This window comes from Vibrio sp. Vb1127 (genome assembly GCF_033338735.1).
GTDB lineage: Bacteria > Pseudomonadota > Gammaproteobacteria > Enterobacterales > Vibrionaceae > Vibrio > Vibrio alginolyticus.
On record NZ_JAWOTF010000005.1, the window covers coordinates 102,783 to 122,961 of the forward strand.

At 44.8% G+C, this 20,179-nt stretch carries 20 protein-coding genes and 1 pseudogene; 8 read left to right on the top strand and 13 right to left on the bottom strand.

Annotation, left to right across the window (positions count from 1 at the left end; genetic code table 11):
* Positions 1-25 precede the first annotated feature (25 nt).
* The 4 genes and pseudogenes from R7H07_RS09515 to R7H07_RS09530 form a co-directional block, all read left to right on the top strand.
* Positions 26-187, top strand: a pseudogene (locus R7H07_RS09515) (rubredoxin); the annotation flags it as partial.
* Entirely contained in the window at positions 176-1,459 is a 1,284-nt protein-coding gene (locus R7H07_RS09520; RefSeq protein ID WP_242539570.1) for an NAD(P)/FAD-dependent oxidoreductase, read from the top strand. The pseudogene R7H07_RS09515 and the gene R7H07_RS09520, both read left to right, overlap by 12 nt.
* A 12-nt stretch (positions 1,460-1,471) precedes the next feature.
* Complete coding sequence (locus R7H07_RS09525) at positions 1,472-2,788, top strand: NAD(P)/FAD-dependent oxidoreductase (RefSeq protein ID WP_206959006.1); 1,317 nt, start codon at positions 1,472-1,474, stop codon at positions 2,786-2,788.
* Positions 2,785-3,135 (top strand): ethanolamine utilization protein EutQ, encoded by a 351-nt coding sequence (locus R7H07_RS09530; RefSeq protein WP_005375208.1) that lies wholly within the window; start codon positions 2,785-2,787, stop codon positions 3,133-3,135. The genes R7H07_RS09525 and R7H07_RS09530 overlap by 4 nt, the downstream gene beginning before the upstream one ends.
* 225 nt (positions 3,136-3,360) lie before the next feature.
* On the opposite strand, the gene azu is transcribed toward R7H07_RS09530, so the two are convergent.
* The 4 genes from azu to norR form a co-directional block, all read right to left on the bottom strand.
* A complete protein-coding gene (gene azu / locus R7H07_RS09535; RefSeq protein ID WP_005375211.1) occupies positions 3,361-3,813 on the bottom strand; it encodes an azurin in 453 nt (150 codons plus the stop codon).
* Positions 3,814-4,148: 335 nt separating this feature from the next.
* Positions 4,149-4,799, bottom strand: a complete 651-nt coding sequence (locus R7H07_RS09540) for an HAD family hydrolase (RefSeq protein ID WP_017821265.1) — start codon at positions 4,797-4,799, stop codon at positions 4,149-4,151.
* 267 nt (positions 4,800-5,066) lie between these two features.
* Positions 5,067-5,585 carry a hypothetical protein gene (locus R7H07_RS09545; protein WP_005375218.1) on the bottom strand — a complete coding sequence of 173 codons (519 nt, stop codon included), beginning with the start codon at positions 5,583-5,585 and terminating at the stop codon, positions 5,067-5,069.
* Positions 5,586-5,983: 398 nt separating this feature from the next.
* Positions 5,984-7,516: a nitric oxide reductase transcriptional regulator NorR gene (gene norR / locus R7H07_RS09550; RefSeq protein ID WP_017821264.1), complete on the bottom strand. Its 1,533-nt coding sequence runs from the start codon at positions 7,514-7,516 to the stop codon at positions 5,984-5,986.
* A gap of 190 nt (positions 7,517-7,706) precedes the next feature.
* On the opposite strand from norR, the gene norV reads away from it, so the two are divergent.
* The 4 genes from norV to R7H07_RS09570 all read left to right on the top strand — a co-directional run bounded on the left by norV (position 7,707) and on the right by R7H07_RS09570 (position 11,812).
* Entirely contained in the window at positions 7,707-9,209 is a 1,503-nt protein-coding gene (gene norV, locus R7H07_RS09555; protein ID WP_171345498.1) for an anaerobic nitric oxide reductase flavorubredoxin, read from the top strand.
* Between the two features lie 10 nt (positions 9,210-9,219).
* A complete protein-coding gene (gene norW / locus R7H07_RS09560) occupies positions 9,220-10,368 on the top strand; it encodes an NADH:flavorubredoxin reductase NorW (protein ID WP_206959004.1) in 1,149 nt (382 codons plus the stop codon).
* 42 nt (positions 10,369-10,410) lie between these two features.
* Positions 10,411-10,749: a DUF1971 domain-containing protein gene (locus tag R7H07_RS09565; protein WP_206959002.1), complete on the top strand. Its 339-nt coding sequence runs from the start codon at positions 10,411-10,413 to the stop codon at positions 10,747-10,749.
* A gap of 184 nt (positions 10,750-10,933) precedes the next feature.
* A complete protein-coding gene (locus tag R7H07_RS09570) occupies positions 10,934-11,812 on the top strand; it encodes an NAD(P)-dependent oxidoreductase (protein ID WP_017821261.1) in 879 nt (292 codons plus the stop codon).
* A 195-nt stretch (positions 11,813-12,007) separates the two neighbouring features.
* On the opposite strand, the gene R7H07_RS09575 is transcribed toward R7H07_RS09570, so the two are convergent.
* From R7H07_RS09575 to R7H07_RS09615, 9 genes are all read right to left on the bottom strand, one after another.
* The gene (locus R7H07_RS09575; protein ID WP_025768524.1) at positions 12,008-13,447 is read right to left on the bottom strand and encodes a catalase; all 1,440 of its coding nucleotides are present in this window, start codon (positions 13,445-13,447) and stop codon (positions 12,008-12,010) included.
* Between the two features lie 290 nt (positions 13,448-13,737).
* Positions 13,738-14,355: a glutathione S-transferase family protein gene (locus R7H07_RS09580; RefSeq protein WP_005375238.1), complete on the bottom strand. Its 618-nt coding sequence runs from the start codon at positions 14,353-14,355 to the stop codon at positions 13,738-13,740.
* Positions 14,356-14,369: 14 nt separating this feature from the next.
* Positions 14,370-15,404, bottom strand: a complete 1,035-nt coding sequence (locus tag R7H07_RS09585) for an NADP-dependent oxidoreductase (RefSeq protein ID WP_206959000.1) — start codon at positions 15,402-15,404, stop codon at positions 14,370-14,372.
* Positions 15,405-15,555: 151 nt separating this feature from the next.
* Entirely contained in the window at positions 15,556-16,155 is a 600-nt protein-coding gene (locus tag R7H07_RS09590) for a TetR/AcrR family transcriptional regulator (protein ID WP_005385858.1), read from the bottom strand.
* 50 nt (positions 16,156-16,205) lie between these two features.
* On the bottom strand, positions 16,206-16,526 hold the full coding sequence (gene yqfB / locus R7H07_RS09595; protein ID WP_005385855.1) for a N(4)-acetylcytidine aminohydrolase: 321 nt from the start codon (positions 16,524-16,526) through the stop codon (positions 16,206-16,208).
* A 67-nt stretch (positions 16,527-16,593) separates the two neighbouring features.
* The gene (locus tag R7H07_RS09600; protein ID WP_047102581.1) at positions 16,594-16,989 is read right to left on the bottom strand and encodes a VanZ family protein; all 396 of its coding nucleotides are present in this window, start codon (positions 16,987-16,989) and stop codon (positions 16,594-16,596) included.
* 2 nt (positions 16,990-16,991) lie between these two features.
* On the bottom strand, positions 16,992-18,299 hold the full coding sequence (locus R7H07_RS09605) for an oligosaccharide flippase family protein (protein ID WP_206958998.1): 1,308 nt from the start codon (positions 18,297-18,299) through the stop codon (positions 16,992-16,994).
* Between the two features lie 8 nt (positions 18,300-18,307).
* Positions 18,308-19,339 (bottom strand): glycosyltransferase family 4 protein, encoded by a 1,032-nt coding sequence (locus tag R7H07_RS09610; protein ID WP_206958996.1) that lies wholly within the window; start codon positions 19,337-19,339, stop codon positions 18,308-18,310.
* A complete protein-coding gene (locus R7H07_RS09615; RefSeq protein WP_005375258.1) occupies positions 19,336-20,169 on the bottom strand; it encodes a putative capsular polysaccharide synthesis family protein in 834 nt (277 codons plus the stop codon). The genes R7H07_RS09610 and R7H07_RS09615 overlap by 4 nt, the downstream gene beginning before the upstream one ends.
* Positions 20,170-20,179: the final 10 nt, after the last annotated feature.

Below are 20,179 nucleotides of genomic sequence, written 5' to 3' on the forward strand. Positions count from 1 at the left end.
GAACAAGGTAGTTGGAGTATAAGTGATGAGAAAGTGGCTCTGTATTATTTGCGGCTTAATCTATGATGAAGCACAAGGTTGGCCATCCGATGGCATTGCACCAGGAACAGCATGGGAAGATGTACCGGATGACTGGTTATGTCCTGACTGTTTAGTGGGTAAGGCCGATTTTGAAATGATCGAAATTACCGACGATGCGCCACTAGAAGAGGTTGCAGCGGTGTCTTCGGTGTCGGTAGAAGCGTCTGTTCAGCCAAATACGGCTCAGCCTCTTCCATCTGAAGTTACTCAACCTGTATTCTCAAATGACCCTATCGTTATCATCGGCAGTGGCCACAGTGGTTACCAGTTGGCAGCGGCACTTAGAGCACAATCTGAAACGGTTCCGATCACTGTCTTTACCGCTGATGATGGCGCACTGTACAGCAAGCCTGCCTTGTCTAATGCACTGGTCATGAATAAAGACGGCGACGCGCTACAAAGTGAGAGCGCGTTGGAGTGGGAAAGCCGTCTCAACATCCGAGTTTACCCGCATACCCGTGTTGAACAGATCGATCGTGCCAATTCAACGTTACATACCTCCATCGGTAAATACGCCTACAGCCGCTTGGTACTGGCAACAGGTGCATCACCGATTGAAATCCCAATTGAGGGCGATCGCTCTTGGGTTATGAGTGTGAACGACTTAGTTGATTACCGCCGTTTCAGAGCGGAGCTGCAAGACAAAAAGCGCATCGCGATCCTAGGTGATGGCTTAATTGGCTGTGAGTTCGCAAATGATCTGATCGAAAGCGGTTATGAAGTAACAGTTATCGGGTTGGGTCAATGGCCAATGGAGCGTTTGATCCCGCAACAGTTGGGTGAATCATTACAAAGCGCACTTGCCGATCGAGGCGTGCAATGGGCTCTACAAGACAGTATCACCAGAATCGAGCCAAGGTCCGCATCCAGTGCGGTTTTACATCTAAACAGTGGCAAGCAGATTGAAGCAGATCTAGTGCTGAGCGCGGTTGGACTCAAGCCAAATGTTTCTCTGGCTGATCGCGCGGGGCTTGAAGTAGGCCGGGGCATTAAAGTGAATCAATTCGGCCAGACGAGTGATGAGAATATTTACTCGCTAGGTGATTGTGTTGAAACTGAGCAAGGTTGGCAGCCCTATATTGCACCGATTAATCAAATGATCCCTTCTGTAGCGAAAAGCTTGCTAGGCGATGTCGCCCCTATCTCGTTAACACCAACTCCAGTGATTGTAAAAACGCCGATTCTTCCACTCACGATTTTCACGGTAGCCGCTGAAGAACAGGGACAATGGTACATCGAGACCCAAGCAGATGAATTGACCGCTGCGTTTTATTCACCAGAAGGAGCAATGCTCGGTTTTGCGTTGCTAGGAAGAAAAGTACAGTCATTACGCGGCCCTTGGCTAGATCAATTGTCATTGAAACTGTCAGCAGCGTAGCGGAGAAAAAAGATGATTCATTTACCCAATGATGACGTGACGTGTGGTTGGTACCATGCGTTGCCAAGTATTCCAGAAAAATCGGCGTTAAAAGGTAAACAAAGTGCTGACTATGCCGTGTTAGGTGCCGGTTTCGCAGGCTTAGCTATGGCAAGACGTTTAGCTGAACTTATGCCTAATGCACGAATTATACTGATTGATGCGCAACGTATCGGCCAAGGGGCTTCAGGAAGAAATTCGGGCTTTGTTATCGATTTGCCTCATAAGTTTTCACTTGAGCATCCCGACCCTGAGCACAAGCAAAAGTTATTATCACTCAACCGTTCTGCGATTGCTCAGCTAAACACTTTAGTGTCGAAGCACAGTATTTCTTGTCAGTGGTCAGCAAAGGGCAAATATCAAGGAGCCGTAGGGGCGCGCGGTGAAGCGTATCTCGATCACTTTGAGCACCTAATGAAAGACCTTGGCGAACCATTCTTCCATGTTAATGGCAGTGAGCTGGCGAAAGTCTTGGGAACCAACTACTACAGCCGCGCAATTTACACGCCAGGTGGTTATTTAATGCAACCTGCTGCTTTGGTACGTGGGCTAGGGGAAAGCCTTCCAGAGAACGTCGAGGTGTTAGAGAACTCGCCAATCCGCAAGCTCAGTAAAGAAAACGGTTGCTGGGTATTACATGGAGATAGTGGCTCTGTTGAAACCCCTGAACTGCTGCTTGGGACCAGCATTTTTACTCGGGAGTTTGGTTATCTTAAAAACAGACTACTTCCAGTGATGACGTTTGCAAGCTGGACGCGTCCATTAACCGACGCAGAAATGCAGCGATACGGAGGAGAGCTGAATTGGGGCCTAACTCCAGCTGATCATGCGGGAACGACGTTACGTATGACCGCCGATCGACGTATTTTGATCCGCAATACTTACAAACACGTGCCGAAATATGGCTCAAGCATGAACGATAAAGTCAGAGAACAAATTCGCGACGATCATCGTCAGGTCTTTCTGGCGCGTTATCCCGAGCTGGCCGACGTACCATTTACTCACACATGGGGTGGGGTGTATGCCATCTCTCGTAACTTTACTAACTTTTTCGGTCAATTAGATGAAGGTGTTTATGCCAGCGCTTGTGACAATGGTGTTGGTGCTGCGTGGGGAACCATTTCTGGAACACTGTTAGCTGACTATGTCGTTGGTGCGACATCTAAATCATTGGATGACATACAGCAAGTGACAGGAATGCCTTGTTTGAATCCGCCAGAGCCTTTTTTAGGTTTGGGAGTAAAAACGCGTATCCAATTAGCAAAATGGCAAAGCCGGAGTGAATTATGAAGCAAGTCAAACTTGTTGATAGTAAAAGTCTAGATTTCAATGTTCGTGGTGATACGCCGGGAATGGCGTATGTTGCCAGGGCGTTAAGCCCAGAAATTTCACCAAACATTGGCGTAGGCTTTGCTAAATGGGAAGGCGCTAAAGTGGCTTGGACAGTGCTTTATGATGAAGTTATTTTCGTGATTGAAGGCTGTTTCGAGCTGACCGCAAATGGTGAAACACATTTTGTGCACCCAGGTCAGATGCTGTGGATACCGGAAGGAACTGAATTGGTTTATGGTGGGCATGCTCTGTTCGGCTATGTGGTTCATCCAGGAAACTGGAAAGAGTTACATGGTATTGAATGACTTTTATCATTTAGTAGTGTTACGGAAAGGCAAAATAAAAATCCGATTTTTACCCATGAGTTTTCGTAAAAGAACTTAATCTCAATGGAGCAAGGGTTTCTTACTTGCTATGTTTCTTGGTCACGTTTCCAGACGTGTTAGACCTTCTCAATTGCTATTTTATCTATCAAAAAGGGAAGCCTTGGCTTCCCTATAATGAGTCTTCTTTTGGCTTGGCTAAATCTTTTATTTTAGCTCAAATTTACCCTGCATGATTGCCCAGTGACCCGGGAACGAACAGAAGAATGAATAGTCACCGCCGGCTTTCATTTTCTCAGTACTGAACGTAATGCTGGTGCTTTCACCGCCACCAATTACTTTTGTGTGAGCGTAGACGCGATCATCGTTTGGTTTTACGTAGTTATTTTCTGCTCCAGCTGCCATGCCATCAGTACCGACTGCTTGTAGGTTGGCTGTGTCAGAGATGACCACGTTGTGACCCATCGATTGCGCTGGCATCTTACCTGTGTGATTCAGCGTCAGTTTTACCTCTTTACAAGTGGCTGGTACGCTCAATGTTTTAGTAGAAAACTGCATCATATCGTTAGCATCTAATGACACTTCACACTCGGCACTGGCTTGGGCACCAAAGCTCATTCCGACTAATGCGAAGGTTGTTGCTAATAAACGTAAAGACATATAACACTCTCCATTTTGTATTTTAGGCTGACTTGGATTGATCTTATCCAATAGTTCTCATTATCAGCCAATTTTCACTCCAAAAACGTGCTTCAATCGGTATATTGACGTTTTGTTGCAAGCTTGTACTGGTCAGTTCCGCTATTTGATCACTCAAATACCTTATTTCATGCGATTGCGTGAGTTAAATCAAAAATCGTGATGAACCAGAGTTAAGGTGAAATTAATCTCGCTAAACGGGTGGAAGAATCGTTTGGTTTTAAGGTATTGGAGAGGTTTCGAGAAAGAAGCTCAGCTAAATTGCTGAGCTTCTATAGAACAGACGACAAGTAAACCTAGCGAGTTTGCTTTAACGTGTGCAACACATCATGCAGTGAAGGTGCGACAGTATGGCCTAATTGCTTTATTTCGTCACAAGGCTCAACCAAATCAGGGATTTGATAAGTGATCATGTTCGCTGCTACCGCAGCACGCACGCCATTATTTGAATCTTCAAAGGCGAGACATTTGATTGGATCTACGCTTAGACGACTTGCTGCAAGCAGGTAGATCTCTGGATCAGGTTTGCCGTGTGACACTTCACAGCCCGTCGTTAAGTTGTCGAAATACTTGCTTAGGCCCGCTAATTCCAACTTCTTCTGTGCCACTTCTTTTGCTGTAGAAGTGGCGACTGCAATTGGCAATCCTTGGCCTTTCAACCACTCAAGCAGCTCAATCACCCCTTCTTTTACCGGTATCGCTTGGTGCTTAACCACAGCGTCGTAACGGTCGCGCCACTCTTGGTGTAAGCGGTCAAGATCATCCCCATAAGCTTTACGAAAAATCACTTCAATGCCCGCTGCATTGCGACCAATGATTGAAAGGTAAACATCTTTATAGAAGGGTAGGTTCTGGGCTTCACATGCTTCTTGGAAAATATGCATACAGACGCGCTCAGTATCAAGGAGCAAACCATCCATATCAAAAATAGCAGCTTGGTAGTTCATTACATTAAGACTTTTTGGTTGGGATGGCGCATTTTGACACAAGCAGATCGGTTTTTCTTCTAAAAATTAGAACTTGATTTTGATCCTATGAGTTCACATTGCCTCTGAACACACTATACACAGAGTCTATAAATTAGGTGTGAAATATAATGTTTTTAAAATTATAAAATTCAGTTAAATAGATAAAACTCTATCTTAATATAAGCTAGAGTTTTATTAATATTCTATTGTTATTTTAACTATTGGATAATTTATTAATAGTTAAAATTAATAATAAAATAATACCAAATCACGATTGTTTACGACTGCATGAGTGTACCAGCTCTTGACTTCAGATATTTGTTGCTCTGATAAGCCTCCGAAGTCAACGTTATCTTGGTGAATATCTTGATTTTTTATCATAAAAACAACAGGGAAATCGTCAGGGAATGGGAATTTTATAGGATAATCGGTATTAGTGAATGGAATATCGCAGAAATCGTTTACATCGCAAGGATACCAAGAGTTATTGGATAAGTAATAACCAGTTATCTTACATATAGCTTCAAGCAAGTAAGCATAGGCGTAACCCAAGTGACTGTATTTTATCTCTTCAGACAACATTTGCATAAGAAGCTCTTCAGCTCGGATGCTTTCGCCACTACTTTCCAGCATTTCATTAATCACTTTAAAGGAGTCTTGACACCTTTCCATGATGGCTTTTTCTAGCTCTGGATTACGCTCATTCTTTAGTACGTTAAAAACCTTTTCAGTATCTAATGAATATACTGTCGCCCCATATCCCATATTTTTATTCTCCTCACTTTTATACAGTTAAATTCATTTAAGTGTTTTTATCGAAGGGATTATATTTTGATGTTTTTTGAAGGTAAAGTGTATACATAGAGGTTGTATTTATTATGATGAACTTTGAAAGTTTAGATTCTTAAAATAAATACTATATATTTAATTTTATTAGATCTGGCTCATAAAAATACCTTAACTATTATTGTGTTTATTGTTAAGGGTTATTAAATCTGTGAGGTGGTTCAAGACAATAAAATTTAGAAGAAAATACCGTCAAACTTAGGTGGCTATTCTATCTGAGCACTCAGCTCACTACTTATAGTGGGCTGAGTGAGCGGTTGGGCATCGGCTCTTTATTTGGCGATGAATATGCCATATTAGGTGATATTCGTTAGTGTCTATTTTATCCCCAGCCGTTTTGCTAATCGGTGCAAATTGCCGTTATCTAATTCAAGCTGACGTGCCGTTGCTGCCCAGTTGCCTTGGTTTTTTTCCAGAGCTCGAACAATCATCGCTTTTTGGAAGGCGTCTGTGGCAGGCTTTAATCCGCCTTCTGGTAGCTCAAGCCGAGATTTTTGTTCCGTTTTTTCAACGTTCTTGATGTTCTGATTCGGCGTTCGAATATCAAAATCTTGCTCAACTAACTCAATGTCCATGGCGTGAGTACGCGCCTTTGCCAAAACACCAGCACGTTTAATGACATGTTCAAGCTCTCGCACGTTGCCTGGCCATGAATAGTCTTTAAGTGCCAGCACCAAAGCAGGAGACAAACGAATGCTGTTTAATCCCAATTTGCTTCTTAAGCGTTCGGCGAAAAAGCCTGCGAGTAATACCACATCGTCTTCACGTTCACGAAGAGGTGGAACATGAAGCGGGAAGACACTTAAACGATGATACAAGTCGGCTCGGAAGCGACCAGCAGTCACTTCTTCATGCAATATGCGGTTAGTGGCGGCGACAATGCGTGTGTTGACTCGAATATGACGGTCATCACCCACACGTTGAATGTCGCCGTATTGTAGAGCTCGAAGTAACTTGGCTTGCAGCTCTAACGACAGTTCGCCGACTTCATCCAAAAACAGTGTGCCGCCGTCGGCTTGTTCGAACTTACCCTTACGATTACTGATTGCGCCTGTGAATGCGCCTTTGATATGGCCGAACAACTCGCTTTCCGCGACTGACTCCGGCAGCGCCGCACAGTTGAGGTAAACCAAAGTATTGCTAGAGCGGCTAGAACGATGGTGAATAGCGCTAGCAACCAACTCTTTACCTACGCCCGTTTCTCCCATCACCAGCACAGACAATTCCGTATCGGCGACTGCATCAATCTGCTCTTGAAGATTCTTCATACCCTGAGAGTTGCCAATGATTTCGTTACTTAAGGTGCGCTTCTCGGCGTAAGAATCACGTGGCAGGCTCGCTTGTGTCTCTAGTTGTTCTAGTAGGAGTGCAGTGTGCAAGCCACCTGCTGCCAATGCGCTGACAAAACGTAACTCTTGGTTGCGTAGCCCATCAAATTGGTTGGGGTCGAAGGCGTCAATCGTAATGGCACCAATCAGTTGATCGTCGATCAGCAGAGGTAAACCAATGCAGGAATGGACATGCAGTTTGTCATCGTGGTTAGGGATCAAACCATCGTATGGATCAGGTAAGTCGCTGTCAGAGGGAAAGCGCACGATATCGCCTGCTCGGGCAATGGCTTCTAATCTTGGGTGCTGCTCAATGGAGAAACGGCGTCCAAGCACTTCTTTCGCCAATCCATTGATCGCTAAAGGTTTAAAGTGCTGGTCTTCATACAAAAGAAGGGCTGAAGAGTCACACTTCAATACCTCTCGAATCGTGGTTAATAACGTATCGAAGCGAGCCTGTTGAGTGAGCGCCGAGTTAAGGTCTTGCGTGATGTGTAGCCATTGCGCGATTAAAGAAGTCATAGCCAATACCAATTGTGTCAATATGACTATTGTAGTGTCTTAATGACAATTTTCAACTGTGTCTAAATGACACTTGTTAAGGTTGGGTTTTAATTAAGATGTTGAAATATATGGCAATTAAAAGTTGGCACGCCCAGTGCAATACAAGAAGAAATTATTTTTGTTTATCCCGTCATTCAAGGTAGTAATTATGACAATTCACGTAAAAAACAACATCCACTGGGTAGGTCAACGCGATTGGGAAGTTCAAGACTTCCACGGTACAGAATACAAAATGACAAAAGGTACCAGCTACAACAGTTATCTAATTCGTGAAGAGAAAACCGTATTGATTGATACGGTCGATCATCGATTCAGTCAACAATTCATCCAAAATTTAGAAATGGAAATCGACCTTAAGTCTATCGACTTTATTGTGGTAAACCATGCTGAAGAAGATCACTCAGGCGCATTGTCGGCATTGATGGAGAAGATTCCGAACACGCCAATTTACTGTACAGAAGCGGCGATTGATTCGATTGTGGGTCATCACCACCATCCTGAGTGGAACTTCAAAACCGTAAAAACGGGCGACAGCATCGATATTGGTAACGGTAAGCAATTGGTGTTCGTGGAAGCGCCGATGCTGCATTGGCCAGACAGCATGATGACTTACCTAACGGGCGATGCAGTGTTATTCAGTAACGACGCATTTGGTCAGCACTACTGCGATGAACGCTTATTCAATGATGAAGTGGATCAAAATGAGTTGATGGAACAGTGTTTGCGTTACTACTCAAACATCCTAACGCCATTCAGCAGCTTGGTAACCGCTAAAATCAAAGAAGTGCTGAGCTTTAATTTGCCTGTCGACATGATCGCAACATCACACGGTATTGTATGGCGCGATAATCCGGTTCAAATCATCGAGCAATACTTGGCATGGGCAGACAACTATCAAGAAGATCGCATTACGATTTTCTACGACTCTATGTCAAACAACACTCGAATGATGGCTGATGCCATTGCGCAAGGCATTCACGATGTCGACCCTGGCGTGGCGGTCAAAGTCTTTAATGTCTCTAAGCATGATAAGAATGAAATTCTCGCCAACGTATTCCGCTCAAAAGGCATCTTGGTTGGTTCTTCTACCATGAATAACGTCATGATGCCGAAGATCGCAGGCATGCTAGAAGAAATTACCGGTCTGCGCTTTAAGGCGAAGAAAGCCGCTGCATTCGGTAGCTACGGGTGGAATGGTGGCGCGGTGGATCGTATCCATGCTCGATTGACCGACGCAGGTTTTGAAACCGCAGTGAGCTTGAAAACCAAATGGCGACCAGATGGTAAAGCGATGCGTGAGTGTCGCGAACATGGTCAAAACATCGCGAAATTGTGGGCAAAGCATGACCTGACAAGTCCTGTTATTTCTCCGGCGATTGTGGCGTCTGCACCACAAGTTCAATCACAACCCGCTGCGCCAGCGACAACACAAGCTGTGATAGATGCTGCTCCTAATAACCCTACTACCGAGGCGCATCCCGCAGATTGTCAATGCATGGTGTGTACAGTTTGTAATTGGGTATACGACCCAGCTAAAGGTGAGCCTAATCAAGGCGTTGAACCGGGTACGGCATGGTCTGAAGTGCCAGATTACTTCTTGTGCCCAGAATGTCACTTGGGTAAAGACGTCTTTGTCGAATACAACGGGTAAGGGGGCGAATATGCAAGCACCTATTGTGATTATTGGTAGCGGCTTTGCGGCTTACCAATTGGTGAAAACAGTGCGTCGAATTGACGCACATATTCCGCTGCAAGTGTTTACTGCTGATGATGGCGCGGAATACAACAAGCCTGATTTGAGTCATGTATTCAGCAACAAGCAAACCGCCCAAGACTTGGTAGTTAAAAGTGGTGAGGCGTTCGCACAGGAACACAACATCGAACTGTTCGCCCATACCATGATTGAGCATGTCGACGTGCAAGCTCAGCAAGTGGTCGCCAACGGCCAAACCTATCCTTACTCCAAACTGGTGCTTGCGACAGGCGCGAAAGCCTTTGTGCCACCAATATCTGGCGATGCAGCACCTGAGGTGATAACGCTAAACTCGCTACAAGAATATCAATTAGCGGAAGAGCAAATTAGCCGTGCGAAACGAATTCTAGTAATGGGTGGTGGTTTGATCGGCGTCGAGATCGCCATGGATCTCGCAACCAGTGGTAAAGCAGTTACGGTGGTTGAGCCAAATCCCCGTTTGCTCGCTAACTTGATTCCTGAATTCGTCGCATTGCCGCTTGAAAATCAACTTAAGCAGCAAGGTATTCAACTTGCCTTGGAGACTGGAGTTGTCGCGATCAATCACTCGGATGATTCGCTGGTGGCAAGCTTGAGCAAAGGTAAGGCAATCGAAGCTGATGTAGTGATTTCAGCGGCGGGTTTACGTGCTAACACTTGGTTAGCGAAGGCTTGTGGGTTGAGTATCAATAAAGGCATCGAGGTGGATGCTCGATTACAGACATCAGCAGCCAATGTATTTGCATTAGGCGATTGCGCTGAGATCCAAGGTCGAATGATGCCGTACCTCCAACCGATCGTGCTAAGTGCCAATGCTTTGGGCAAACAACTACTGGGGCAAGAAGCAGAGTTGAAACTACCGCCCATGATGGTAAAGGTCAAAACGCCGAGCTACCCAATTCAATTGGCAGGCGATTTTAGTTCGGTGACGAACTGGAGCGTGCAGATTTCTCAAACAGGCATTGCCGCGAAAGCAGAAGATGAAAATAGCCGACTCATGGGCTTCGTCGTGACGGGAGAACAAGTTACGCAAGCATTTCCATTGCTTCGAGAGTTGTCTCAAGCCGGTCAGGCTTAACCGATTTAAACGAAAAGAATTGTAATTAGAGAGGGTATTATTATGTCGCATCTACGAATTCCTAAAGACTGGACTGTTCAACGTTCAACGCCTTTCTTCACTAAAGACAATGTGCCACCAGCGCTACTTACTCATCACAATACCGCTGAGGGTGTGTTTGGGCAGCTGTGCGTCATGGAAGGGCAAGTGACTTACTACGGCTTTGCTGATGAAAATGCCACAGAAGCAGAAGCAGTGGTGGTGATTAATGCAGGCCAGTTTGCTACAAGTCCACCGCAGTACTGGCACCGCATTGAGATGAGCGATGATGCTCAGTTCAACATCAATTTCTGGTCGAACAAGGACAAGAGTGGGCAAGCGATGTTCCACGCTAAGCAGTAGTGAACCTTTGTAAGTGCTTTGACTGTTACGCTAATCGTCAAGTAAAGGGGTGTAGAAGGCGCAATAAACGGACTGCAATGCAGGATCATCGAGACCGAGGAAAGAGAAATCACGAGTAATGATTTCAATTCTTTAGTAGCATGTTACGAAACATTTCAGTCAGGTGAACTAAGGGAAGCGTGCAATGGAAAAACAACGAGTAGCATTTATTGGTCTGGGTGTGATGGGATACCCAATGGCTGGTTACCTCAGTAAAGCGGGCTTTGAAACCAAAGTATACAACCGCACAAAAGCGAAAGCCGACAAATGGGCTGAAGAATACCAAGGTGTGGCTTGTGAAACACCACGTGAAGCCGCAGAAGGCTGTGATATCGTTTTTACCTGTGTGGGTAATGATGATGACGTTCGTAGCGTTGTTTACGGTGAAGAAGGCATTCTGGTTGGCTTGAAAGCGGATGCAGTGTTAGTGGATCACACGACGACTTCTGCAGACCTAGCGGTTGAGCTGGCTGAAGCGTGTGTTAAGTACGGCAACCACTTCATTGATGCGCCAGTTTCTGGTGGTCAAGCGGGCGCAGAAAATGGTGTTCTAACCATCATGTGTGGGGGTGAACAAAGCATTTTTGATCGTGTCTCTCCAGCGATGGATGTGTACGCGAAGCAGATGACACTACTGGGCGAAAACGGTCAGGGTCAACGTTGTAAGATGGTAAACCAAATCTGTATTGGTGGCGTTTTACAAGGTCTGAGTGAAGCTTTGCTGCTGGCACAAAAATCAGGCTTGGACATTGCTCAAGTTGTAGAAACGTTGAAGCACGGCGCAGCAGGCTCATGGCAGATGGAAAACCGCGCAAATACGATGGCGGAAGATAAGTTCGATTTTGGCTTCGCTATTGATTGGATGCGCAAAGACTTGGGTTTCTGCCTGCAAGAAGCAGAGCGAGTGGGTCTAGAGCTTCCACTGACTAAGAAAGTGGATGAGCAATACGCAGACCTTCAACGTGATGGTTTAGGTCGCATGGATACATCAGTACTGATCAAAGCGGTCGCTAAAAATCAGTAGTTGATGAATCAGTAATAGATAAACAGTTCTTTGGTATCAAAGAGCTTAAAGAAATCTAAGTTAATCATAATGAATCTCCTTGAGCATGGTTTGTAACTAGTGATTAAGGATTAGTAATTTGAAATCAGGAGGTGCTGTTGGGCACCTCCTTTTTTATGTCTTTTAATCACACAGCGTGACGATCACAGCGTTCGCTTACTTGTTTAAGCCTAGTGCAATCTCAAGACCTTTGCCGTACGCTTCGTCCGCTTGGTATGCGTGTTGAACGTGGCGCTGTTGGATGAACTCTGGTACACCGTCCATTGCGCGAGCTGTGTTGTCGAACAGAGTTTGACGTTGCTCTTCACTCATCAGACGGAATAGGTCACCCGCTTGGCTGAAGTAGTCTTCGTCTACACGGTGATCGTAGTGATCAGCGTTGCCGTTGATGCGTAGAGGTGGCTCAGAGTAATCTGGTTGCTCTGCCCATTCTTGTTTGTAGTTTGGCTCGTAACCTAGTGTTGAACCAAAGTTGCCATCAACGCGCATTGCGCCATCGCGGTGGTAGCTGTGAACAGGGCAACGAGGTGCGTTCACTGGGATTTGATGGTGGTTCACACCTAGACGGTAACGCTGAGCATCGCCGTAAGCGAACAGACGACCTTGTAGCATCTTATCTGGAGAGAAGCCGATGCCAGGTACTACTGCAGCTGGGTTGAACGCTGATTGCTCAACTTCTGCGTAGAAGTTTTCTGGGTTACGGTTCAGTTCAAACTCACCAACTGGGATCAGTGGGTAGTCTTTTTGAGACCATACACGTGTTAGGTCGAATGGGTTGAAGTTGACTTCATCCGCTTCTAGCTCAGGCATGATCTGTACGTACATCTTCCATTTAGGGAAGTCTTGACGTTCAATCGCTTCGTAAAGGTCACGGTGATGGCTTTCGCGGTCTTTACCTACGATTGCTTCTGCTTCTTGGTCAGTTAGGTTTTTGATGCCTTGCTGAGTTTTTAAGTGGAATTTCACCCAGTAACGCTCGTTTTCTGCGTTGATGAAGCTGAATGTGTGGCTACCAAAACCATGCATATGACGGTAAGACGCTGGGATACCTCGGTCACTCATTACGATAGTCACTTGGTGGAATGCTTCTGGTAGTGATGTCCAGAAATCCCAGTTGTTGGTAGAGCTACGCATGTTAGTGCGAGGGTCGCGTTTTACTGCGTGGTTTAGGTCTGGGAATTTTAGTGGGTCACGTAGGAAGAATACTGGTGTGTTGTTACCAACCAAGTCCCAGTTACCTTCTTCAGTGTAGAATTTAAGTGCGAAACCACGGATGTCGCGTTCTGCGTCTGCTGCACCGCGCTCACCAGCTACGGTAGTGAAGCGAGCAAATAGTTCTGTTTTTTTGCCGATGTCAGAGAAGATTTTAGCGCGAGTGTATTTTGTGATGTCGTGCGTTACTGTGAACGTACCGTAAGCACCAGAACCTTTTGCGTGCATACGACGCTCAGGGATCACTTCGCGGTCAAAGTGTGCCAATTTTTCAAGGAACCAAACGTCTTGTAATAGTTGAGGGCCACGAGGACCTGCAGTCATAACGTTTTGGTTATGTGCGACAGGGCAACCTGCTGCTGTAGTCAATTTCTTGTTTGTCATTTTTCTTCCCCCTCCAGGGCTCAATACCTTAGAAACTGTAGAGGAGGTTATTACGGAAAAGCTGGAGGAGAAAACTGATATTGCTTATCAATTCAATAGATGGTGACTATGGTCGAAACTATATTAGAATCAGAAATTTACTACATTAGTTTGATTGACATAACAATCGACGTTCTCGAATACGATTGACTGGGGGGGAGCGCTATCCAGTTAGCGTGTCTGCGATGCTAGTAATATCGCCCCTTAAATGAAGTTTTACGTGTCATCAAAGGGGCGAAAGGGGGAAGTAATTAAGAGTACTTCACTTCAAGTTGTTCAGCTTTTGCAAATGCTGGGTGTGTCGCGAGCTGTTTCCCATAACGTTCAATATTAGGGAAGTGATTAACTAAACCAAACTTTTGAACCAATTCGACAATGAAAGACATCATGATGTCTGCGCCAGTCAGACGCTCTTCTACTAGGTAAGTTTTGCCTTCTAAGGATTGCTCGAAGTAGCCTAGTACATTCATTGCTTCCTTGTCGGCATAGCCTGATAAAAACTGAGTTTCATTTGGCTCTTTGCTTACGAAGATTTTTAGCAGCATAGGTAAAATTGCGGAGCTTTCTGCAAAGTGCATCCATTGCAAATATTCTGTGTGTGCTTTTGTACCGCGCTCAGGAGCAAAGGCTCCGTCACTGTATTTCTCAATCAAATATTCGGTCATTGCACCTGACTCAATGATAATCTCGCCGTTATCTTCAAGAACAGGTGACTTTCCTAATGGGTGAACACTTTTTAGTTCTGGCGGTGCCATGAAGGTCACGGAATCACGGACATAGGGTACAATTTCGTAATTTACATCTAGCTCTTCAAGTAACCAAATGATGCGCTTTGAACGAGACTGATTGAGGTGGTGAAGTTTAATCATTTACATATCCCTTTTTATAATGGGTCGTTAATCTGTACTACAAGTTTGCCGAAATTCTTACCTTCCAACAGACCGATGAATGCTTCTGGCGCATTATGCAGTCCTTGTACTAGATGTTCGCGGTATTGGATCTTTCCTTCTGCCAACCATTGATTAATATCTTGCGCAAATTCACCGTAACGATGTCCGTAATCATCAAAAATGATGAAGCCCTGCACCTTGATTCGTTTGGTCAGGAGCTTACCCATTAGTAATGGAAGATGGTCGGTACCTTCAGGCAGCTCTGTCGCGTTGTACTGAGAAATCAAACCACAAAGTGGGATACGCGCATTTGTATTCAGAAGTGGCAATACAGCCTCGAATACTTTGCCACCTACGTTTTCGAAGTAAACATCGATACCTTTGTCACAGGCATTTTTCAGTTGTTCTGCAAAGTCTTCAGCTTTGTGATCAATACACTCATCGAAACCAAGCACCTCGTTAGCGTAACGGCATTTTTCTTCTCCGCCTGCTATACCAACAACTCGGCAACCTTTGATTTTACCAATTTGACCAACTGTTGCGCCTACAGGCCCCGTAGCAGCTGCTACCACGATGGTTTCCCCTGGTTTTGGCTGACCAATGTCGAGTAAACCCATGTACGCGGTAAATCCTGGCATACCTGCAACGCCTAGCGCGTAAGAAGGATTTTTCGGTTCTTTACCAAGTTTAATGACCATCTCACCAGTTGAGATAGCGTAGTCTTGCCAGCCAACAGTGTAGGCAAGAACCCATTCACCTGCTTCGTAATCTGGGTGGTTTGATGCTTCTACCTGACAAACTGTACCACCGACCATTACGTCATCAATTGCAACAGGGTCAGCGTATGATTCGGCATCACTCATGCGACCACGCATGTATGGATCTAGAGATAAATAAACCGTTCTCAATAGCATTTCACCCTCTTTCGGAGTCGGTTTCGTTACCTCTTCTAAACGAAAGTTTTCTTGTGTCGGTGCACCATGGGGACGTGACGCGAGTACTATTCTGCGATTTGTTGCGTTAGTCATATCTATCTCACTTGTTGATTAGACCGGTCGTCTAGCATTTGTTTCAAAATATCCCGCTTATGTAAAGCGGGAAGGTTTACTGTGTTAACACTGACGCTTTTTCTGACAGTGAAACGTGTGTAGGGTGTTCATTCTGCTTCCACGCCGCCCGTTATGGGCAAGTGCGCGTATTCTGCAGTAAGTGTTGAGTATAGGTCAGACTTTGCGTCAATGCTGCCTGATCTTGATAAAGTTTGTTCAGCAAGCTAGCGCCATTCCAAAGGTAGTATATCTGCCTTGCTAATAACGCACTGTCACCATTGGGGATTGAGCCATCTTGAATGCCGATGTCAATGCAATCCGCTATCGCTTGAATGGTTTTGTCTGCTCCTTGGCGTAATGCCAAGCGCATTGACTCAGAGAGATCGGAGACTTCTGCACTTAACTTAACCAATAAACATTTGTTCGCATTACACACGTCGTCTTCTACTTTGACCATTTCTTCGAAATAGCTCATTAGGCGTTGGTAGCCACTCAGTTCAGTATTGGTAAAGCGTGCGTTTAAACGCTCAAAATACTTAGTAAAGTAGTCTTGAATCATCGCTTCACCAAATTGTTCTTTGGATTTGAAGTAATGATAAAACGACCCTTTTGGCACTGCGGCCTTTTTTAATAGCTCTGAAAGACCAACACTCGTGAACCCTCGGTTTACGATCAACTCGTATCCGACGTCGAGAATATGTTGGCGTGTGTCATTCGTCTTTGCGTTCATGAAGTGTACTATAGGATGAATTAGACCAGTCGTCTAGTATTTGTTGTGGGTTATTTAATCAGCTCATACTCAATAACAAAGAGCGTGTCGGTATTTGGGTAGATTTCTCGAATTAACTGCTTGAGTTTTGGTAGTTCGATGGCTTCTTGTTCTGCATGAAACTCATTAATATCTTCAAAGTGAAGTGGTTCTACAGAACGTATCTTGATATCGCAGACTTTACGATCCGTTTCTAAGGTAAAAACTTCGACTTCTGTATTGGGAACGTAATGGCTTTCTGATTCATCTCGAATCGTTATCGTCTTTTTGCCTGACGTGATCAACGGGGTTAAGAATTCAAAAAAAGTAATCTTGGTTGGATGAGATGGCATGATGTACTCGTTAGTCTGGTTGTTTGGCGTAATTATATACCCAAATCCCCCAGAGATTCCTGTATTACTAGAACGACCGAGTGCGGATGAAGCGAATTAACTTGGCACTAAAGTAACCTGAGATAACGCCTATCCAGTTGGTGCTGAGATCATCAAAACTAAATGATCGATTTGGAATAAAAAGTTGGCTCATTTCTTCCATTGAAACGATAGCCAACAGCAGTAGCAAAAGACGAATCCCAAAAACGTCGGTTTTATTCGGGCTCACCAGAGAAGGGAACGTGAAAACCGATAAAAAGCCGATCAATAAACTGAAAGTAAAGTGAAGCGTACTCGATCCGCCTAAGTAGGTTTCCATTTGCAGGTAAGCAGTATGGTGTAGGTCAGAGCTTTTCCACAAAGAGAGTGAAGCGGTTAGCATCAGGACTAAAACAAAACTCGTGCGTGCCAGTATTAAAGCCATAATTAACCTATTGGAAAGAAGCCTAAGTAACGTTTTACAAAGTACAGTGCAGCTAAATTCTGGATAGCCATGCCAATTGCCATTGCCCACGCTGCACCAATCACCCCAAACATTTGGCAAAGCGTAACAAGTAGGCAGATGGACACCGTACCGGAGGAAATTGTAATGTATTTCATGGTTCTCTCATGACCACTCATTAATAATAAAAAACCTACTGAACCAGTCGCAACATTGACTAACTGCCCCAGAGAAAGGACGACTAATAGTGGCGCCGCGGCGAGAAACTCCCCACCAAAAAACTGCATTACAAACTCGGGGAAGAGGGTGCAAATAATTACGGGAACAAGCGCTAAACCAACATTGGCTCGGCACGCCAAGCGGCTCAGATTCTGCAGTTTGCGCATGTGGCGCTCTTTGTAGAGAGAGGCAAACATCGGGGCGACCACAAAGTTAATGGTAATCAGCACAAAGCCAATCAGTAGTGATGTACGTTGGGCTGCGGCTAACAAACCGAGTTCCGTTGTTGAGATGAAAAAGCCCGCAATAACAAGGCTTCCCCACTGAAGAACATTCGTGAAGATACTGCCAACCCAGACTTGCTTGGCAGAAGCGACCATTTTTTTGTTTGGTACGAAAGCCGATGTTTGATATTGATCTGAGCCAAGCCAATTGGCACTAGATATGACCGCGACACCTATGCTCGCTAAAAGCAGTGCGGTCATTAGATTGTTGATATTTTGCTGACCGATATAGTCTAAGGCAAAGACAAAAATGACCATCAACATGCTTACCCCAAGCTGCAACGCAAACAGAGATGATACAACTTTTCTACATGCTTGAAGCACCCGACTGTTGGTTTGCGCAAGCACCAAGAAAGGTATGCAAAGCAAGCATAAAATAATCGCATACATTGGTGATTGAGTCTGGTTTAGCTGCTCTGGAAACAGATTAAATCCTGCCAACAAAACGCCAATGGCGAGCAGGCAAAATGCCATACTTCGATAAAGTGCGGTTTTATAGTTTTGGCTTTGTTCAAGCTTCTCTTTGTTATTAAAAGCGATCGCATTGTAACGAACTAACGAAACATCAAAACCTAGCTGAGAAACGATAGCGAGTAGCGAGACTAGGTTGAATAAAAAGAAAAATTGACCGGCCGTCGAAGCGTCACTGGTCTTCGATACAATCAGAGTCAGTAAAAAAGCAAATAGCGCACTCAACACACGCGTGATTGCGGTTTTTAATCCAGTAGATAACAAGCTTTTTTTACCGCTGGGCATCAACAGTAATTTTTGTTGAACAGTGTGAAACATAGGGGCATTTAACCGTAAATATTATTGAGTGCGAGGCGCTGCTTTTCTTCACTGAAGGCATCGTTTAATTGTGCTGTATATTGGCGAAAATCGATCTCTTCATAATGATTGACACAATGCGCGATCTGCTTGGCCATTTCTTCAGGTGTGAGCGCTAAAAACGGGTAGTTGAGATCTTTGGTTGCGCCGATGGTCCGAATAACCATAGGAAGATGTAACTTGGATGCTTCTAGAATGGTTAACGGCATCCCTTCCCATGCTGCAGTGTGTAGATAAAGGTCTGAACCCTTGAGCTTTTCAACTACCTCATCGCGAGGCAGCATACCCGTTACATCCACATTTTCAGTACGTAATTTCTGTTCGAGTACGTGGTCACCGCCACCTATCCATGTGATCTCTATCGGGCGGTTAAGCGCATACCGATTAAGGAACTGCAATGTGTTGATAAGAAACTGAGGATCTTTTTGGGGCGCGACACGACCAAGTACAACGAGCTTCAGCGCTTCTTGCTTGTTTCGCTCTATACGATCTTCACTTTGATAAGACACGTAGTTGTTGAGCAATTCGGCACGTTTCGCACCAATGCTAATGGCTAGGTCACACTCTCGTTGGCTACAGCCTGCAACCACATCAATTTTGCTCAGTTTTACTTTCTCTAGTGCTTTATAGATCTGGCGTGCAAGCTCTGAGATATCTTCACGTTCGAAGGCATAACAGTGCGGTGTGTAAACCAAGCGTGCCTTGCCAAGCTTTAGAAATCGGCCGAGAAATCCTGCTTTACTCGAGTGCAAATGCACGACGTCGGGACCAAGTGATGCAATCATGTGGTTTGCATCGCGAATAAATTGAAGCAAGCCGCCTTCTACCCACTTTGTCTGTACGAAAATGTGGTGGTTGTTCTCATTGGTCAAGTCGTTTTCTCGGGCTCTGGCTAGCAAGAAATGCTGATAAGGCTCGTCTCTGGATGAGTGAACATAACTATAGAGGGCGGTTTGAACGCCACCTCCAAATGCTTCTGTAACATGGAGCACTTTCTTCATGATGATTTTGTCCCTGGTGTTTGCATCCATTTGTGTTTAAAAGCATCACGCTCTTGCTCTGAATAAACGTGGCGATACAAGGGAAGATCGTACATATAGAACAGTTTTGAGAAGTCGTAGTGATTCTTAAAGTGTTGGTGGATATTGGAGTACCACTTGTTTTTCGCTTCGTTGCTGTTTTTCAGTACGAAGTCTTGCAACTCAAGAAACTCACCGATTTCTTTATCAAGAGAACTGAGCTGTTCGCATTTGATTAGCATGACGTTGGCCTGATCGTTCTGGAATGTGAAGAAAGGTTGAGTGTTGTCCAGCTCTTGGCGCATCACATCGATATTGAAATTACGCTTTAACTCGTTGTCGAACCAGTCCGCAAAATAGTTGAGATTGATATAGTTATCAAAGCAATGCTCGAGGTGCTGATACGTGACTTCCATATCTCGGTGAATTGCATCATTCTTTTTGCCTTCGATAAATTGCAAATGGAGGTCTTGAAAGAAGCGAGAAAAGACAGTTGCGATTGGATCGCGGACCAGCGTAACGATTTTAATCTGCTCGCGTTTTTGTAAGATACGTTTTCGCTGCTTGAGCACTAAGCGATAGAGTGCGCGGTTTCGGAAGTCGAAGAATTTACTCACGTCTTTTTTATTGTGATACATGTGAAATTCTTCGTGATCATCAAAGGTGTGGATGTGATAGCTCGGGATATTTTTCTCCCCTAGCGTGTGCTCAATTGATGAGGAGCCAACTTTGCCCATTTGGTAAACTAAAACAAAATTATCAGCTTGGAGTTCTCGGTTCTTTTCAAATTGTCGAGAGATTGAATACTTCATCTATCCTATC

Coding starts and splice junctions, on each gene's coding strand:
- R7H07_RS09605 (WP_206958998.1), bottom strand. CDS start 18,299: ATGTTTCACACTGTTCAACAAAAATTACTGTTGATGCCCAGCGGTAAA.
- R7H07_RS09530 (WP_005375208.1), top strand. CDS start 2,785: ATGAAGCAAGTCAAACTTGTTGATAGTAAAAGTCTAGATTTCAATGTT.
- R7H07_RS09545 (WP_005375218.1), bottom strand. CDS start 5,585: ATGGGATATGGGGCGACAGTATATTCATTAGATACTGAAAAGGTTTTT.
- R7H07_RS09615 (WP_005375258.1), bottom strand. CDS start 20,169: ATGAAGTATTCAATCTCTCGACAATTTGAAAAGAACCGAGAACTCCAA.
- azu (WP_005375211.1), bottom strand. CDS start 3,813: ATGTCTTTACGTTTATTAGCAACAACCTTCGCATTAGTCGGAATGAGC.
- R7H07_RS09580 (WP_005375238.1), bottom strand. CDS start 14,355: ATGATTAAACTTCACCACCTCAATCAGTCTCGTTCAAAGCGCATCATT.
- R7H07_RS09600 (WP_047102581.1), bottom strand. CDS start 16,989: ATGGCTTTAATACTGGCACGCACGAGTTTTGTTTTAGTCCTGATGCTA.
- R7H07_RS09590 (WP_005385858.1), bottom strand. CDS start 16,155: ATGAACGCAAAGACGAATGACACACGCCAACATATTCTCGACGTCGGA.
- R7H07_RS09525 (WP_206959006.1), top strand. CDS start 1,472: ATGATTCATTTACCCAATGATGACGTGACGTGTGGTTGGTACCATGCG.
- norV (WP_171345498.1), top strand. CDS start 7,707: ATGACAATTCACGTAAAAAACAACATCCACTGGGTAGGTCAACGCGAT.
- R7H07_RS09520 (WP_242539570.1), top strand. CDS start 176: ATGATCGAAATTACCGACGATGCGCCACTAGAAGAGGTTGCAGCGGTG.
- norW (WP_206959004.1), top strand. CDS start 9,220: ATGCAAGCACCTATTGTGATTATTGGTAGCGGCTTTGCGGCTTACCAA.
- R7H07_RS09575 (WP_025768524.1), bottom strand. CDS start 13,447: ATGACAAACAAGAAATTGACTACAGCAGCAGGTTGCCCTGTCGCACAT.
- R7H07_RS09585 (WP_206959000.1), bottom strand. CDS start 15,404: ATGACTAACGCAACAAATCGCAGAATAGTACTCGCGTCACGTCCCCAT.
- norR (WP_017821264.1), bottom strand. CDS start 7,516: ATGACTTCTTTAATCGCGCAATGGCTACACATCACGCAAGACCTTAAC.
- yqfB (WP_005385855.1), bottom strand. CDS start 16,526: ATGCCATCTCATCCAACCAAGATTACTTTTTTTGAATTCTTAACCCCG.
- R7H07_RS09570 (WP_017821261.1), top strand. CDS start 10,934: ATGGAAAAACAACGAGTAGCATTTATTGGTCTGGGTGTGATGGGATAC.
- R7H07_RS09540 (WP_017821265.1), bottom strand. CDS start 4,799: ATGAACTACCAAGCTGCTATTTTTGATATGGATGGTTTGCTCCTTGAT.
- R7H07_RS09610 (WP_206958996.1), bottom strand. CDS start 19,339: ATGAAGAAAGTGCTCCATGTTACAGAAGCATTTGGAGGTGGCGTTCAA.
- R7H07_RS09565 (WP_206959002.1), top strand. CDS start 10,411: ATGTCGCATCTACGAATTCCTAAAGACTGGACTGTTCAACGTTCAACG.